Annotated in this window: 16 protein-coding genes; 13 read left to right on the top strand and 3 right to left on the bottom strand. The window is 68.6% G+C overall.

The annotated features are described in order from the left end of the window. Positions 1-34: 34 nt before the first annotated feature. Genes Q7J39_RS12860 through Q7J39_RS12850 form a run of 3 tightly spaced genes read left to right on the top strand, consistent with a single transcriptional unit; the run spans position 35 to position 2141 of the window. Positions 35-604 (top strand): carboxymuconolactone decarboxylase family protein, encoded by a 570-nt coding sequence (locus Q7J39_RS12860; protein WP_304825468.1) that lies wholly within the window; start codon positions 35-37, stop codon positions 602-604. Positions 605-606: 2 nt separating this feature from the next. Further along, positions 607-1407: an SDR family NAD(P)-dependent oxidoreductase gene (locus tag Q7J39_RS12855; protein ID WP_304825465.1), complete on the top strand. Its 801-nt coding sequence runs from the start codon at positions 607-609 to the stop codon at positions 1405-1407. Further along, positions 1404-2141, top strand: a complete 738-nt coding sequence (locus Q7J39_RS12850; RefSeq protein ID WP_370690063.1) for a peptidylprolyl isomerase — start codon at positions 1404-1406, stop codon at positions 2139-2141. Before Q7J39_RS12855 ends, Q7J39_RS12850 begins: the two co-directional genes overlap by 4 nt. Here Q7J39_RS12850 and Q7J39_RS12845 read toward each other — a convergent pair. Both Q7J39_RS12845 and Q7J39_RS12840 read right to left on the bottom strand, forming a co-directional pair. Then, positions 2107-2910, bottom strand: coding sequence for a thioesterase family protein (locus Q7J39_RS12845; RefSeq protein WP_304825462.1), 804 nt, complete (start codon positions 2908-2910; stop codon positions 2107-2109). The genes Q7J39_RS12850 and Q7J39_RS12845 overlap by 35 nt on opposite strands. A gap of 58 nt (positions 2911-2968) precedes the next feature. Then, on the bottom strand, positions 2969-3934 hold the full coding sequence (locus tag Q7J39_RS12840) for a phosphoribosylaminoimidazolesuccinocarboxamide synthase (protein WP_304825633.1): 966 nt from the start codon (positions 3932-3934) through the stop codon (positions 2969-2971). Between the two features lie 79 nt (positions 3935-4013). Here Q7J39_RS12840 and Q7J39_RS12835 point away from each other — a divergent pair, with 79 nt between their 5' ends. From Q7J39_RS12835 to alr, 6 genes are all read left to right on the top strand, one after another. After that, positions 4014-4577 carry a peroxiredoxin gene (locus Q7J39_RS12835; protein ID WP_304825459.1) on the top strand — a complete coding sequence of 188 codons (564 nt, stop codon included), beginning with the start codon at positions 4014-4016 and terminating at the stop codon, positions 4575-4577. Positions 4578-4760: 183 nt separating this feature from the next. Next, positions 4761-5132 carry a 30S ribosomal protein S6 gene (rpsF, locus tag Q7J39_RS12830; RefSeq protein ID WP_304774756.1) on the top strand — a complete coding sequence of 124 codons (372 nt, stop codon included), beginning with the start codon at positions 4761-4763 and terminating at the stop codon, positions 5130-5132. 18 nt (positions 5133-5150) lie between these two features. Continuing rightward, positions 5151-5429 carry a 30S ribosomal protein S18 gene (gene rpsR / locus Q7J39_RS12825; protein ID WP_215340908.1) on the top strand — a complete coding sequence of 93 codons (279 nt, stop codon included), beginning with the start codon at positions 5151-5153 and terminating at the stop codon, positions 5427-5429. 12 nt (positions 5430-5441) lie between these two features. Then, on the top strand, positions 5442-6026 hold the full coding sequence (gene rplI / locus Q7J39_RS12820) for a 50S ribosomal protein L9 (RefSeq protein WP_304825456.1): 585 nt from the start codon (positions 5442-5444) through the stop codon (positions 6024-6026). 240 nt (positions 6027-6266) lie between these two features. Next, the gene (locus tag Q7J39_RS12815) at positions 6267-7769 is read left to right on the top strand and encodes a replicative DNA helicase (protein WP_304825453.1); all 1503 of its coding nucleotides are present in this window, start codon (positions 6267-6269) and stop codon (positions 7767-7769) included. A gap of 55 nt (positions 7770-7824) precedes the next feature. Next, the gene (alr, locus tag Q7J39_RS12810; RefSeq protein ID WP_304825450.1) at positions 7825-8919 is read left to right on the top strand and encodes an alanine racemase; all 1095 of its coding nucleotides are present in this window, start codon (positions 7825-7827) and stop codon (positions 8917-8919) included. On the opposite strand, the gene Q7J39_RS12805 is transcribed toward alr, so the two are convergent. Further along, positions 8879-10072, bottom strand: a complete 1194-nt coding sequence (locus Q7J39_RS12805; protein ID WP_304825448.1) for a Yip1 family protein — start codon at positions 10070-10072, stop codon at positions 8879-8881. The two genes, alr and Q7J39_RS12805, sit on opposite strands and share 41 nt — an antisense overlap. 136 nt (positions 10073-10208) lie before the next feature. Between Q7J39_RS12805 and radA the strand changes: the two genes are divergently transcribed. Genes radA through Q7J39_RS12785 form a run of 4 tightly spaced genes read left to right on the top strand, consistent with a single transcriptional unit; the run spans position 10209 to position 14684 of the window. Next, positions 10209-11576, top strand: coding sequence for a DNA repair protein RadA (gene radA / locus Q7J39_RS12800; RefSeq protein ID WP_304825445.1), 1368 nt, complete (start codon positions 10209-10211; stop codon positions 11574-11576). 5 nt (positions 11577-11581) lie between these two features. Continuing rightward, positions 11582-12202: a CvpA family protein gene (locus Q7J39_RS12795; RefSeq protein WP_304825440.1), complete on the top strand. Its 621-nt coding sequence runs from the start codon at positions 11582-11584 to the stop codon at positions 12200-12202. Further along, complete coding sequence (gene purF / locus Q7J39_RS12790; RefSeq protein WP_304825437.1) at positions 12199-13689, top strand: amidophosphoribosyltransferase; 1491 nt, start codon at positions 12199-12201, stop codon at positions 13687-13689. The genes Q7J39_RS12795 and purF overlap by 4 nt, the downstream gene beginning before the upstream one ends. Further along, positions 13686-14684: a bile acid:sodium symporter family protein gene (locus Q7J39_RS12785; protein WP_304825434.1), complete on the top strand. Its 999-nt coding sequence runs from the start codon at positions 13686-13688 to the stop codon at positions 14682-14684. Before purF ends, Q7J39_RS12785 begins: the two co-directional genes overlap by 4 nt. Positions 14685-14688 lie beyond the last annotated feature (4 nt).

The following is a 14688-nucleotide window of genomic DNA, read 5'->3' as shown; positions in this document are numbered from 1 at the left end:
ATGACGCCACGTAAGGCGTTGCGGAGGAACCTGCATGCGCCTGACCCAACCCCGGATCGCTCCGGTCGACCTCGGCAAGCTCGATGAAGCCCAGACCGAGGTCCTGGCCCCCATGGTGGCCACGGGACGCGTGCTCAACATCTTCCGCACCATGGTCAACGCCCCCAAGGCGGCCAAGGGCTTCCTGGCCTGGGGCAACTACGTGCTGTCGCGCCGCAATGATCTGCCCGGTCGCGAGCGCGAGATCGTCGTCCTGCGCATCGGCTATCTCTGCAAGGCGGGCTACGAGTGGACCCAGCACGTGCCGATCGGCAAGCGCGAGGGCCTGACCGCGCAGGAGTGCGAGGCCATCAAGGTCGGCGCCGACGCTCCGGGCTGGAGCGCCGCCGACCAGGCCCTGCTGAGGGCCTCGGACGAACTTCACCATGACCAGTTCATCACCAACCCCACCTGGGCGGCCCTGAAGGCCCACTTCAGCGACAAGCAGTGCATGGACGTGGTGTTCACCGCCGGCCAGTACACCCAGGTCTCGATGATCCTCAACTCCTTCGGCGTGCAGCTCGATGAGGGCCAGACCCTCGACCCCGACCTGAAGGGGTTCTGAGCATGACGGGCCGCCTGAAGGGCAAGACCGCCATCGTTGTCGGCGCCGGCCAGACGCCGGGCGAGACCATCGGCAATGGGCGGGCGATGTCGATCCTGTTCGCCCGCGAGGGCGCGGAGGTGCTCTGCGTCGACCGCGTCGCCGAGCGCGCCGAGGAGACCGCCGCCATGATCGTGGCCGAGGGCGGCAAGGCCACCGCCTTCACCGCCAACGTCACCAAGGCCAGCGACGTCGAGGCCATGATCGAGGCCGCCAAGGCGCGCCTGGGCCGCATAGACATCCTGGTCAACAATGTCGGGATCGGCGGCGGCGACGGTCCGGCCCATCGGGTCGAGGAGGCCGCCTTCGACCGCATCCTGTCGGTCAACCTCAAGGGCATGTGGCTGACCATCAAGGCCGCCATCCCGACGATGCGTGAGCAGGGCGGCGGGGCTATCGTCAACATCTCGTCCCTGGCCGGGATCGCTGGCGGCAATCAGGTGGCCTACGAGGTCTCCAAGGCGGCGGTAAACCGCCTGACCACCAGCGTCGCCCAGTCCAATGCGGCCAAGGGCGTCCGCTGCAACGCCATCATGCCGGGCCTGATGGACACTCCGATGGCCGTGGCCGGCATCGCCCAGGCCAGCGGCCAGGAGCAGGAGGCGGTCCGCGCCGCCCGCAACGCTCGGGTTCCGCTGGGGGGCAAGATGGGGAACGCCTGGGACACCGCCTATGCGGCGCTTTTCCTGGCCTCTGACGAGGCGGGCTTCATCACCGGGGCGATCCTGCCCGTGGACGGCGGCATGGGGAGCCGGATCGGATGATCCTGCAACGCAGAACCTTCCTGACCGGGGCCGCGGCGCTGGCCGCCTCCCCGGCGCTCGCCGCGCCGGGCGTGGTCTATGTGAAGCTCACCACCCCGGTGGGCGCGATCGTGCTGGCCTTGGAGCAGGCCAAGGCGCCGGTCACGGTGGCCAACTTCCTGCGCTACACCGACAGCAAGCGTTATGACGGGGCGACCTTCTACCGGGCCTCCCGGCCCAAGGGCTACACCGCCGACGACTACGGCTCCATCCAGGGCGGCCTGCAGAACGATCCCGCCAAGGTGATGAAGCCCATCGGCCACGAGCCGACCACCCGGACCGGCCTGTCCCACACCGACGGCGCCATCTCCATGGGCCGTTTCGCGCCGGGCAGCGCCACCTCGGACTTCTTCATCTGCGTCGGCGACAACACCTATCTGGACGCCAGCCCCAAGGCCAAGGGCGACAATCTGGGCTTCGCGGCCTTCGGCTACGTGGTCGAGGGCATGGACGTGGTCCGCAAGATCCTCGTCAAGCCGCGCGACCCCAACGCCGGGGTCGGTGTCATGAAGGGCGAGATGCTGAAGCCCCCGGTCAAGATCCTCAGCGCGCGCCGGACGACGGCGCCCGTCCCGAAGGTCGAGACCCCGCCGGTAGAGGCCGCGCCGATTCAGGCCGCGCCTGCCGCGCCGGCTGTGACACCGGCGCCCGCAGTCCCGGCTACGCCTTCGCCGGCGGTGGCGCCCCAGGGGTGAGCCGGCGCTGGGCCAGGGCCGCGCAGGAGGCCTGACCGATCGGCCCCTGCTCGTCGTACATCCAGCATTCGCCGATCGCCACGCCGTCGGTGGCGTGGTGGTCGGCGACCTCGAACCCGATCCACTCGGTGACCGGCAAACGGTGCAGATAGACCGTCACGTCGGAGTTGATGTAGCCGAGTCCCTCGGTGCTGGAATTGGCGAAGGGGCTGGAGAAATCCGCCGCCAGGGAGACCCGCTGGAACGGCGTCAGGGGAACCCCCTCCACCATCTCGCGAACCTCGCTCATCCAGGTCTTGCGCGGACCGGGTTGGCCAAAGCCGCCGGTGATCGGGCGCATGGCCCACATGCCGCCCATACCCTGGCGTCCGTCGGTGGGGGGCTCGATGTCGGCGGGCTTGGGGGCGTCCCAGTCGGGGCGATGCCAGGACTCGCCCGGCGAATTCTCGGTGCGCTTCAGGAATTGCACCGAGGCGCGCGCCATGCTGACCCCGCCGGAGATGAACTCAGCGTCCACCACCCGGATGCGGTTGCCGTCACGGACCACCGTGGTCTTGACCTCAATCGGATCGAAGCCGGGCAGCCGGTACATGTCCACCGTCAGGCGGGCCGGCATGAAATCAGGGCTGCCGTGCTTGGCCTCGATCTCGAAACCAAGCAGGCCGACGATGACGCGGCCGTGCAGGGACTGAGGATTCCAGGGACCACGGCAGGACGGAAGCGGGACGTAAAATTGACCGTCCCTTTTGAAAAAAGGTTCGTTTTGCATGGAGCGGGACCATGACGGATTCCTTCCGGCCACGCGACCCCACGCTCTCCCAGATTTTCTAGGCCGGGGTGTAGACCGCTAGGTTCCTGCGGATGCGCGCCAGGATCGGCTCGTCCCCCGCATCGACCTCGAAGGTCTGGCCGGTGATGGTCTCGAACGCCTGGATATAGACCCGCGCCGTCTCGTCGATCATCTGCGCCGGGATTTCCGGGATCGGGTCCTTGTACGGGTCGCAGCGCGCCGCGACCCAGGACCGCACGAAATCCTTGTCGAAGCTGTCGGGCCGCTCACCCTTGGCGAACTTCTCGGGATAGGTCTCCGCGAACCAGTAGCGGCTGGAGTCAGGCGTGTGAATCTCGTCGGCCAGGATGATCTGGCCGTTGGTGTCGACGCCGAACTCGTACTTGGTGTCCACGAGGATCAGGCCGCGCGCCGCCGCCATCTCCTGACCGCGGGCGAAGAGGGCCAAGGCGTACCTGGAGAGCGTCTCCCACTGCAGGGCGCTCAGCAGCCCCTGCTCGACGATCTCGGCCGGGGTCAGCGGCGCGTCGTGCTCGCCGTCATAGGCCTTGGAGGTGGGCGTGATGATCGGGGTGAACAGCTTCTGATTGTCGGCCATGCCGTCGGGCAGCCTGTGACCATACATCTCCCGCTCGCCCTTCTTATAGAGCGTCAGGATCGAGGTGCCCGTGGTCCCGGCCAGATAGCCGCGCACCACAATTTCCACCGGCAGGATGTCCAGTCGCGTCCCCACCACCACATTGGGGTCGGGATAGGCCAGGACGTGGTTGGGGCAGATGTCGGCGGTGGCGTCGAACCAGAACCGCGCCGTCTGGGTCAGAACCTGCCCCTTGTAGGGGATCACCGCCAGGATGGCGTCGAAGGCCGAGAGCCGGTCGCTGGAAATGATCACCAGTCGTCCGTCGCCCAGGTCGTAGGTGTCGCGCACCTTGCCCCGGTAATGGTTGGGCAGCTCGGGAAGGATGGCGTCGGCCAGGATCTGGTCGGCGCGCGCGGGCAGCATCGGTTTCATTGGTCCGCTATGCTGCGAAGACAAAGCGCCGTCCAGTTCGTATGATCACCGAACCCTGGAGAAACGACCCATGAAACGCCTGATCGCCCTCGCCCTCCTGGCCGCCACCGCTGCCGCGACCCCGGCGCTCGCCGACCTGGCCGTCGGCTCCAAGGCGCCCGACTTCACCGCCCCGGCCTATCTGGCGGGCAAGCCCTTCACCTTCGACATGGCCGCGGCCCGCAAGAAGGGGCCCGTGGTGATGTACTTCTTCCCCTCGGCCTATACCGGCGGCTGCAACCTTGAGGCCCACCTGTTCTCCGAGGCGGCCGACGACTTCAAGGCTCAGGGCGCGACCCTGATCGGGATCACCGCCGGCAAGGTCGAACGCCTGGCCGAATTCTCCGCCGACACCGCGACCTGCGGCGGCAAGTTCCCCGTCGCCGCCGATCCGGGCGCCAAGATCGCCAAGTCCTACGACTCGCCGATGAAGATGGCCGGCATCAAGGCCCCGGTGGACCTCTCGGCCCGCACCTCCTACGTGATCGCGCCCGACGGCACGGTCCTGCTGGCCTACGACAACCTCAAGGCCGACGATCACGTGAACCAGACCCTGGCCGCGCTGAAAGCCTGGAAGGCCAAGCAGAAGAAGTAGGCGCGGCGGGGAAAGGCTTGCGAAACAAGCAGTTTTCCCGTATCTGCCCGCCTCTTCACGGACGGCGGTCTCAAGTCGGAACGTAAAAGGCGCGGGAACCTCCCGCGCGCCGCATTGAGATCCATCGTTTTCGCCGGGCTTCCGCCGACGAAAGCGCCGCCTCCACAACGGAAGAAGGAAAACATGGCGCTCTACGAGCACGTCGTTATCTCGCGGCAGGATATCTCGCCGCAACAGGCCGAAGCCCTCAATGACCAGATCAAGGCCCTCATCGAAGAGGGTGGCGGCGTGGTCGCGAAGATCGAGTACTGGGGCCTTCGCAACCTGACCTATCGCATCAAGAAGAACCGCAAGGGCCACTATTCCCTGATCTCCATCGACGCCCCGGCGCCGGCGGTGAAGGAAATGGAGCGCCAGCTGTCTCTCAACGAAGATGTGCTGCGCCACCTGACGGTCCGCGTCGAGGAGCTCGACCTCGAGCTCTCGCCGGTCCTGGCCCGTCGCGACCGTGATCGTGAGCGCGAACCGCGCCGCGAAGACAGCTTCCAAGCTTAAGAAAGGGAGGATCATCACATGACCGACGAAACCTCCGAAGCCACCACCGCCGGCGCGCCCGCCGCCGGTGGCCAGCGCCGCCCCTTCTTCCGTCGCCGCAAGGTCTGCCCGTTCTCGGGCGCCGGCGCGCCGAAGATCGACTACAAGGACGTGAAGCTGCTGCAGCGCTACGTCTCCGAACGCGGCAAGATCGTGCCCTCGCGCATCACCGCGGTGTCGGCCAAGAAGCAACGCGAACTGGCCAAGGCCATCAAGCGCGCCCGCTTCCTGGCCCTCCTCCCCTACGTCGTGAAGTAGGGAGACAGGCACATGAAAGTCATTCTGCTCGAACGCGTCGAAGGCAAGGGTCTTCTGGGCGATGTGGTCACCGTCAAGGACGGCTACGCGCGCAACTTCCTCCTGCCCCGTCAAAAGGCGCTCCGCGCCAACGCCGCCAATCTGAAGGTCTTCGAAGGCCAGCGCGCCGACATCGAGGCCCGCAACCAGAAGGCCAAGGAACAAGCCGGCAAGACCGGTGATGGCCTGGACGGCACGTCCTACATCCTGATCCGTCAGGCGGGCGAAAGCGGCCAGCTCTACGGTTCGGTGTCCGGCCGTGACGTCGCCGACATCGTCAATGCGGCCGGCGGCAAGCTGGAACGCTCGATGGTGGCCCTCGACAAGCCGATCAAGACCCTGGGTCTCCACCCGGTGAAGGTCGTCCTGCACGCCGAGGTCATCGTCTCGGTGACCCTCAACATCGCCCGCAGCCAGGACGAGGCCGAGCGCCAAGCCCGCGGCGAGGACGTGGTCAACTCGCAGTTCGAGGAAGATCGCGTCGCGGCCGAGGAAGCCGCCCAGGACATGCTGGCCGGCGGCGCCGGTTCGCACGAAGGCGACTACGTCGAGAGCTAAGGCTCCCGACCTCTACCGATCTGGCGACGGCGCGGAACCTGAGGTTCCGCGCCGTTTCCTTTTGTCTCCGACAAATCCGGTCGCAGCCCTTCAGAGCGGGGGCTGAATCCGGCGTCCCGATGCGTTAGATTCCGGCCGCTGACCCTACCCAGACTGAGGTCATCCACAGGCGCCGGATTTCCTGTGCGTAGGCCATCTCGCCACACTGTCGGGGCCCCGTCGTTAAGCTATCGGTAACCCATGGCCCTCGTTCCCGCTCTCGATCTCCGCCCCGCCCACAACGACACGGCGATCCCCCACGCCCCGGCCAATATCGAGGCCGAGCAGGCCCTGCTGGGCGCCGTCCTCTATGACAACGCCACCTTCGAACGGATCGGCGACTACCTCCAGGCCCGGCACTTCTACGAACCGTTCCATGCCCGCCTCTACGCCGCCATCGAGACCCATGTCCGCAAGGGCCAGCTGGCCGAGCCGATCCTGCTGGCCGAGCAGTTCGGCCGCGACCCGGCCTTCGAGGAGTTGGGCGGCATCCGCTATCTGGCCGATCTGGTGGACCGCGCCCCGCCGGCCGCCAACGCCCCGGACTACTCGCGGGCCATCTACGACCTGGCCCTGCGCCGCGACCTGATCCGCATCGGCGGCGACATCGCCACCACCGCCACCGCGCCTGACGAAGAAACCTCGGCCCGCGACCAGATCGAGGCGGCCGAACAGCAACTCTACCAGCTGGCCGAGAGCGGCGGCGCCAGCCAGGGCTTCGTGCCCCTGTCCCAGGCCCTGCACGGCGCCGTCACCATGGCCGCAGAGGCCCACAGCCGTGACGGCGGCCTGGCCGGCCTCTCCACCGGCCTCATCGACCTGGACGCCAAGCTGGGCGGCCTGCACCCCTCCGACCTTCTGATCCTGGCCGCCCGCCCCTCCATGGGCAAGAGCGCGCTCGCCGTGAACATCGCCTTCCACGTCGCCCGCAACTACGCCTGGGAGCCCCAGCCGGACGGCACCAAGAAGACCGTCTCCGGTGGCGTGGTGGCCTTCTTCCAGCTCGAAATGTCCGCCGACCAGCTGGCCATGCGTATGCTGGCCGAGGTTTCCGGCGTCTCCGGCGACCGCCTGCGCAAGGGCGAGATCGACGCCGTGGAGTTCGGCCGGGTGCGTGACGCCGCCCTCGAGATCCAGGACGCGCCGCTCTATATCGACGACACCGGCGGCATCACCATGGCCAAGCTGGCCGCCCGTGCGCGCCGCCTGAAGCGCATGGTGGGCCTGGACCTGATCGTGGTGGACTACCTGCAGCTGGTCACCATCGGTGGCGGCGGCAAGCTGGACAACCGGGTGCAGGAGGTCAGCGCCATCACCCAGGGCCTCAAGACCCTGGCCAAGGAGCTCTCCGTCCCGGTCATCGCCCTGGCCCAGCTCTCCCGCCAGGTGGAAAACCGCGAGGACAAGAAGCCCCAGCTCTCCGACCTCCGCGAATCCGGCTCGATCGAGCAGGACGCCGACTGCGTGATGTTCATCTACCGCGAGGAATACTACCTCTCCCGCACCGAGCCCCGCGAAGGCACCCCCGAACATCTCACCTGGCAGGACCAGATGGACCAGGTGGCCGGCCAGGCCGAGGTGATCATCGGCAAGCAGCGTCACGGCCCCATCGGCACCGTCAAACTGGCCTTCAACTCCGACCTGACCAAGTTCGGAAACCTGGCCCGCGACCCCAACCGCTACGACCAGCACAGCCGCGACTGACCCCGGCGCTTGAACCGGCTTTCCCTCGCCGCGCCTAGCCTCTAAGGGAGCGCCAATGGCTCTCCCCTCCTCCGCGCGCCTGACCGTCGATCTCGACGCGTTGGCCCACAACTACGGCGTCCTGCGCGCTCAGGCTCCGGGCGCGGAGTCCGCGCCGGTGGTGAAGGGCGACGGCTATGGCCTGGGCGCCGGACCGATCTGCCGCCGCCTGTGGGCCGAGGGCGCCCGCAGCTTCTTCGTCGCGCGCCTGTCCGAGGGCGAGGCCCTGCGCGAGGCCCTCGGGCCTGAGCGGCCGGCGACCATCTATGTCCTGGACGGCATGACCGGCGGCACGGGCCCGCGCCTGGTCGCCGCGGGTCTCACGCCGTCTCTCACCAGCGTGCCCCAGGTGGAGGCCGCCAGCAGCTACGCCTCGACTCTCGGCCGCGCCCTGCCCGTCGCCCTGCACATCGACACCGGCATGAACCGGCAGGGCGTCACCCCCGACCAGGCCGCGGCCCTGGCCCAGTCCGGTGACCGCCTGGCCCATCTCGATATCGGCCTGGTGATGAGCCACCTGGGCTCCGCGCCCGAGCCCCGCGACCCCCGCAACGGCCGCCAGCTCGAACGCTTCGTCGCCGCGCGCAAGCTGTTCCCCGACGCGCGGGCCAGCTTCGCGGCCTCGGCGGGCATCTTCCTCGGCGAGGACTACCGCTTCGACATGGTCCGCCCGGGTGTCAGCCTCTATGGCGGCGGGCCCGAAGAGCGCCCCGATCCCCGGCTGAAGGCGGTGGCGACCTTCGAGGCTCCCATCCTCGACATCCGCAACATCCAGGCCGGCGAGACCGTCGGCTACGGCTCCAGCCGCATCGTCTCGCGCCCGACCCGCGTCGCCGTGGTGGCCGCCGGCTATGCCGATGGCCTGGTCCGCGCCGCCAAGCAGACCGGCCAGGGCTGGTTCGCCGGCGCCCTGCGGCCGTTCCTGATCGTCACCATGGACCTGATCCTGCTGGATATCGGCGACACGCCCGCCAGCCTGGGCGAGATGGTCGAGCTGATGGGCCCCAACGCCCACATCGACGACCTCGCCGCCGCCGCCGGCACCGTGGCCCACGAATGCCTGGTCCGGCTCAGCCCGCGGGCGGAGCGGGTCTATCTGGGGCAGGTCTAGGCTTCGCCAGCACCTGCAATCGCGCCATGTCGATCCCTGAGACCGCCGCCTTCAGGCTGGCCATGGGAACCGCGTCCCCCTCCGCCTGGACCATGAACCGCTCGGCCACCAGCAGGCTGTAGCTGCCGTGCTTCGAGGCGCTGTCGAAGGACTCGGTGCTCATCCGCCCCTCCGGCGTCTGGCCGATCCGGTCATAGCGTCGCCCGCTCTCGGTCGAGGACTGGACGTTGAAGGCCGTGGCGATCCCGGCCAGGGCGCCGGCCTCCCCCAGGTCGGTGATGGTGAGCATGAAGGTCCCATCGCCCTTGGCGTAGCTGGCCTCCGCGGAGGCGCCAGCGCCCCCGCTGGTTCCCACGCTGCCGGCTCGCATGGCGGTGCGCGGGTAGCCAGCCGCGCTGGCCGGCAGGAAGGTCTTGAGCACCTCGGGGTCGGTGGGTTCGGTGACCCGCGCGCGCTCGGCGGCGGCGGCGACCTGCGCCCCGGCCGCCTCCAGCCTGCCCATGTCGACCGCGCGGCCAGGCGAGGTCACCGCCGCGGCGGCGCCGAACTCCTCGCCCATCCGCTTGATGGGCTGGATCACCGCCGTCACCACCAGGTTGATGAGGATCGCGGCCACCACGGCCAGCACCACATAGGCCGCCGTCTTGCCGGGCGTCGACTTCATCAGCTTGGGCAGGCCCAGATAGAGCAGATAGAGGCTGTAGATGCCGGCCAGGTACGCCAGGGGGCCGAAGGGCGGGAAGATCAGGAAGATGCCGGCCAGCCACGCCGCGGTGCCGGAATAGGCCGCCACCTTCAGAGCCTGGACCTGGTCCCGCTTGGCCCCGAACGACGGCGCGAAGGTATTGATCACCACCGCCAACAGGAAGACCCCCACCAGGGTCGTCAGATAGGCCGCGATCCCAGCCCCGAGCGCGTTGAGCACCGGCGGCCGGAACGACACCCCGTCCTTGGGATTGCCAAACACCACCGCGCCGATGAACCCGGCCACCGGGCCGATCGCGGCCAGCGGCATGACATAGGTCAGATACAGGCTCGCCGGGCTGGCGGGCTCACGCTCGATCTCGTCCCAGGTCGCCGACGGCGCGGTGAGAATCGCCCGCACTCGCGCGGTGAGCCGCGCGCCCAGCTGTCCCGGCTCCACGATGCTCATGCCCAGCTCCCGGCCTTCAACATCCCGCGCCCGCTCCCATATGAGCAGGCCCAACGCTCCCAGCCAGCGCCCGTTCCGCCGCCCCCGCAAGGCGTTTCGGAGTAGTCTCAGGCTCGACCCCGAATCAGGAGACCTCATGGCCCGCGACGGCGCCGTCTATGTTTGCCAGACCTGCGGCGCCACCCAGACCAAGTGGGCGGGCCAGTGCCCGGCCTGCCTGGCGTGGAACTCGCTGGTGGAGGAGGTGCAGAGCCGTCCGCCCGGCGCCCTGGCCCCCACCCGCTCCAGCGTGCGCGGCAAGGGCCTGCCTTTCCAGGGGCTCGAGGAACACACCCCCGCCCCGCCCCGCATCCAGACCGGCGTCGCCGAGTTCGACCGTGTCTGCGGTGGTGGCGTGGTGCCGGGCTCGGCCCTCCTGCTGGGGGGCGACCCCGGTGTGGGCAAGTCCACCCTGCTGCTGCAGGTGGCGGCCTTCGCGGCCCGGCGAGGCGCCAAGTGCGCCTACATTTCCGGCGAAGAGGCCGTGGAACAGGTCCGCAGCCGCGCCCAGCGCATGGGCCTGGCCGACGCGCCGGTGCGCCTGGCCGCCGAAACCTCCCTGCGCGAGATCGTCGAGGGCTTGAAGCGCGAGAAGTTCGATCTCGTCGTCATCGATTCCATCCAGACCATGTGGAGCGACGCCCACGAGGCCGGCCCCGGCTCCGTCACCCAGGTCCGGGCGGCCACCGGCGAGCTGGTGCGCCTGGCCAAGAAGCAGGGGGTCGCCATCATCCTGGTGGGCCACGTCACCAAGGAGGGGACCATCGCCGGTCCCCGGGTGATCGAGCACATGGTGGACGCCGTCCTCGCCTTCGAGGGCGAGCGCGGCTACCCGTTCCGCATCCTGCGCGGGGTGAAGAACCGCTTCGGCGCCACCGACGAGATCGGCGTCTTCGAGATGGGTGACGCAGGCCTGGCGGAGGTGAAGAACCCCTCGGCCCTGTTCCTCGACACCTCCGGCGAGCGGGCCGCAGGCGCGGCGGTGTTCGCCGGCATCGAAGGCTCCCGCCCCGTCCTGGTGGAGTTCCAGGCCCTGGTGGCGCCCTCGGCCTACGGCACGCCGCGCCGCGCCGTCGTGGGCTGGGACACCGGCCGCCTGGCCATGGTCCTGGCGGTGCTGGAGGCCCGTTGCGGCCTCGGCCTCGGCAATCGTGACGTCTATCTGAACGTGGCCGGCGGCCTGCGCATCAGCGAGCCGGCGGCCGACCTCGCGGCGGCGGCGGCGCTGGCCTCCTCGGCCCTCGACGTCGCCCTCCCCCAGGACTGCGTGGTGTTCGGCGAGGTCAGCCTGTCCGGCGACGTGCGTCATGTCAGCCGGATGGATTCACGTCTGAAAGAAGCCGCAAAGCTCGGATTTAAAAGGGCTTTCGGACCCGCCGACGTTGACGGCGGCCCACTGAAGATGACCGGCGTGGCCCGCCTGGGTGACGCCATCCGCCGGATCGGCGACGGCGATTGGGATTAGACGGTTTGCCCTGGTTCGATATCGTCGTGCTCTCCATCCTCCTGGCCTCGGCCGGGGTGGGGTTCTATCAGGGCGCGGCCCGCGAGATGGTGGCCGTCCTCTCCTTCCTGATCGCCGCCATCGTGGCGGTGATGTCGCTGAAATTCACCGGCCCCGTCGGCCGGGCGATAGTCGATCCGGACTGGGCCGGCACGGCCGGGGCGGTCCTGGCCACCTTCATCCTGATCTACGGCGCCCTGCGGCTTACGGGCGCAGGGCTTGCGCGGCGCATCCAGGAGACCGAGATTCTGGGTCTGCTGGACCGCACGGTCGGCCTGGGCTTTGGCCTGATCCGCGCCTTCGTGGTCCTCGGGGCCTTCAACCTGGCCTTCAACGCCGCAACCCCGGTGGAACTGAGGCCCAGGTGGATGACCGGCGCGGTCTTCTATCCGATGACCACGGCGGCGGGACAGATCCTGAAGGCCTTCGCGCCGCGCGGTCTGGACATGGCCAACAGGCTGAAGCCGGCGGTTTCCGACGCGGTCCGTGAAGGTTCCGCGAACGCCCCGCGTGACTTTGACGACGGTCGCGGCTATGACGCCCGCGATCGCGGCAGTATCGATGATCTAGTGGAGAAATCCCGATGACCCAGTCACCGGATCGATGGCGACAGGCTCCCCGCGATCCCGATGACGATACGCCCCGCCTGGAGTGCGGCGTGTTCGGGGTCTTCGACACCGACGACGCCTCGGCCATCACGGCCCTCGGCCTCCACGCCCTCCAGCATCGCGGCCAGGAAGCCTGCGGCATCGCCAGCTTCGACGGCCTGGGCTTCCATACCGAACGCCATATGGGCCACGTGGGCGACGCCTTCGCCGGCAGCGACCTCATGGACCGCCTGCCCGGCCAGTCGGCCATCGGCCACACCCGCTACTCCACCGCCGGCGGATCCTTCATCCGCAACGTCCAGCCGATGTTCGCCGACCTCGAGGCCGGCGGCCTGGCCATCGCCCACAACGGCAACCTCACCAACTTCCTGACCCTGCGCCAGCAATTGGTGGCCGAGGGCGCGATCTTCCAGTCCACCTCGGACTCAGAGGTCATCCTCCATCTCATCGCCCGCTCGCGCCGCGCCCGGCTGGTGGACAAGTTCATCGACGCCCTGTCGCGGATCGAGGGCGGCTACGCCCTGGTGGCGCTCTCCAACAAGAAGCTGATCGGGGTCCGGGACCCGCTGGGCATCCGCCCCCTGGTGCTCGGTGACCTGGACGGCAAGGCCGTACTCGCGTCCGAGACCTGTGCTCTAGACATGATCGGCGCCACCTTCGTCCGCGACATCGAGCACGGCGAGATGGTGATCATCGACCACGACGGCATCGAGTCCCTGCGTCCCTTCCCGGCGGCCAAGGCCCGTCCCTGCATCTTCGAATATGTCTACTTCGCCCGTCCCGACTCCGTCGTGAACGGCCGCTCTGTCTATGAAGTGCGCAAGCGCATGGGCCGCAAGCTGGCCATGGAGAGCCACGTCGACGTCGATGTGATCGTCCCCGTCCCCGACTCCGGCGTCCCGGCCGCCCTCGGCTACGCACAGGAAGTGGGCGTGCCCTTCGAGATGGGCATCATCCGCAACCACTATGTCGGCCGCACCTTCATCCAGCCGACCCAGGGCGCCCGCGAAATGGGGGTGCGCATGAAACTCTCCCCCAACCGCTCGGTCCTGGCCGGCAAGCGGGTGATGCTGATCGACGACTCCATCGTGCGCGGCACCAATTCCGTCCGCGTCGCCCGCATGGTGCGCGAGGCCGGCGCCGCCGAGGTCCACCTGCGCTCGGCCTCGCCGCCGATCATGTGGCCCGACTACTACGGCATCGACATGCCCGACCGCGACAAGCTGCTGGCCGCCAACCATTCGGTGGAAGAGATCGCCAAGATCCTGGAGGTCGACTCCATGGGCTACCTCTCCGTCGATGGCCTCTATTGGGCGATGGAATCGGCGCCGCGCAATCCGGACGAGCCGCAGTTCACCGACCACTACTTCACCGGTGACTACCCGACCCGCCTGCTGGACCGCGAGATCGCCGAGGGCCGGAACGAGAGCTCCGAGCGCCAACTGTCGTTCCTGGTCGACGCGTGAGCGGAAAGACGGCCGGCGGCTGGTTCAGCCGCCTGAAGCCCGACTGGTACATCATCCTGATCATCAGCATGGTGGTGCTGGCCTCGCTGCTGCCCGCGCGCGGCGCGGCGGCCCCGGCCTTCGGCCTCGCCACCCAGATCGCCATCGCCCTGGTGTTCTTCCTGCACGGCGCCAAGCTGTCGCGCGAGGCGGTGATCAAGGGGGTCACCCACTGGCGGCTGCACCTGCTGGTCCTGGCCGCCACCTTCGTGATGTTCCCGGTCCTCTGCCTGGGCCTGGCCGCCCTGCCCGGCGCCATCACGCCGGCGGCCCTCGCGCCCGGCCTGATCTTCCTGGGCTGCCTGCCGTCCACCATCCAGTCCTCCATCGGCTTCACCGCCATCGCCCGGGGCAATGTGGCCGCCACCGTCGCCTCGGCCACCGCCTCGAACCTGCTGGGCATCGCGGTGACGCCGATCCTGGCCGCGGTCCTGATGCAGACCCAGGGCGGCTTCTCCCTGCACTCGGCCCAATCCATCATCCTGCAGCTGCTGCTGCCCTTCATCGCCGGCCAACTCCTGCGGCCCTGGGTCGGGCCGTGGATCGCCCGGCGCTCGAAGATGGTCGGCTATGTGGATCGCGGCTCCATCCTGCTGGTGGTCTATTCGGCCTTCTCCGAGGCCGTGGTGGAGGGCATCTGGACCAAGGTCAGCGCCCTGGACCTGGCCCGCCTGCTGATCCTCTGCTGCGTCCTGCTGGCCGCCGTCCTGCTGATCACGCTGTTTGCGGCGCGGTCGCTGAAATTCAACACGGAGGATGAGATCACCATCGTCTTCTGCGGCTCCAAGAAGAGCCTGGCCAGCGGCGTGCCCATGGCCGGCGTCCTGTTCCCCGGCGCGCAACTCGGCCTGATCCTGCTGCCGATCATGGTCTTCCACCAGATCCAGCTGATGGCCTGCGCGGTCATCGCCAACGCCTACGCAAAGCGGGCGGACACAGAACCCCAGACCAGCTAGAAGC

The organism is Phenylobacterium sp. (assembly GCF_030651185.1).
GTDB lineage: Bacteria > Pseudomonadota > Alphaproteobacteria > Caulobacterales > Caulobacteraceae > Phenylobacterium.
The sequence above is the reverse complement of the archived record's forward strand: the minus strand, read 5'-3'. Positions and strand labels throughout refer to the sequence as shown.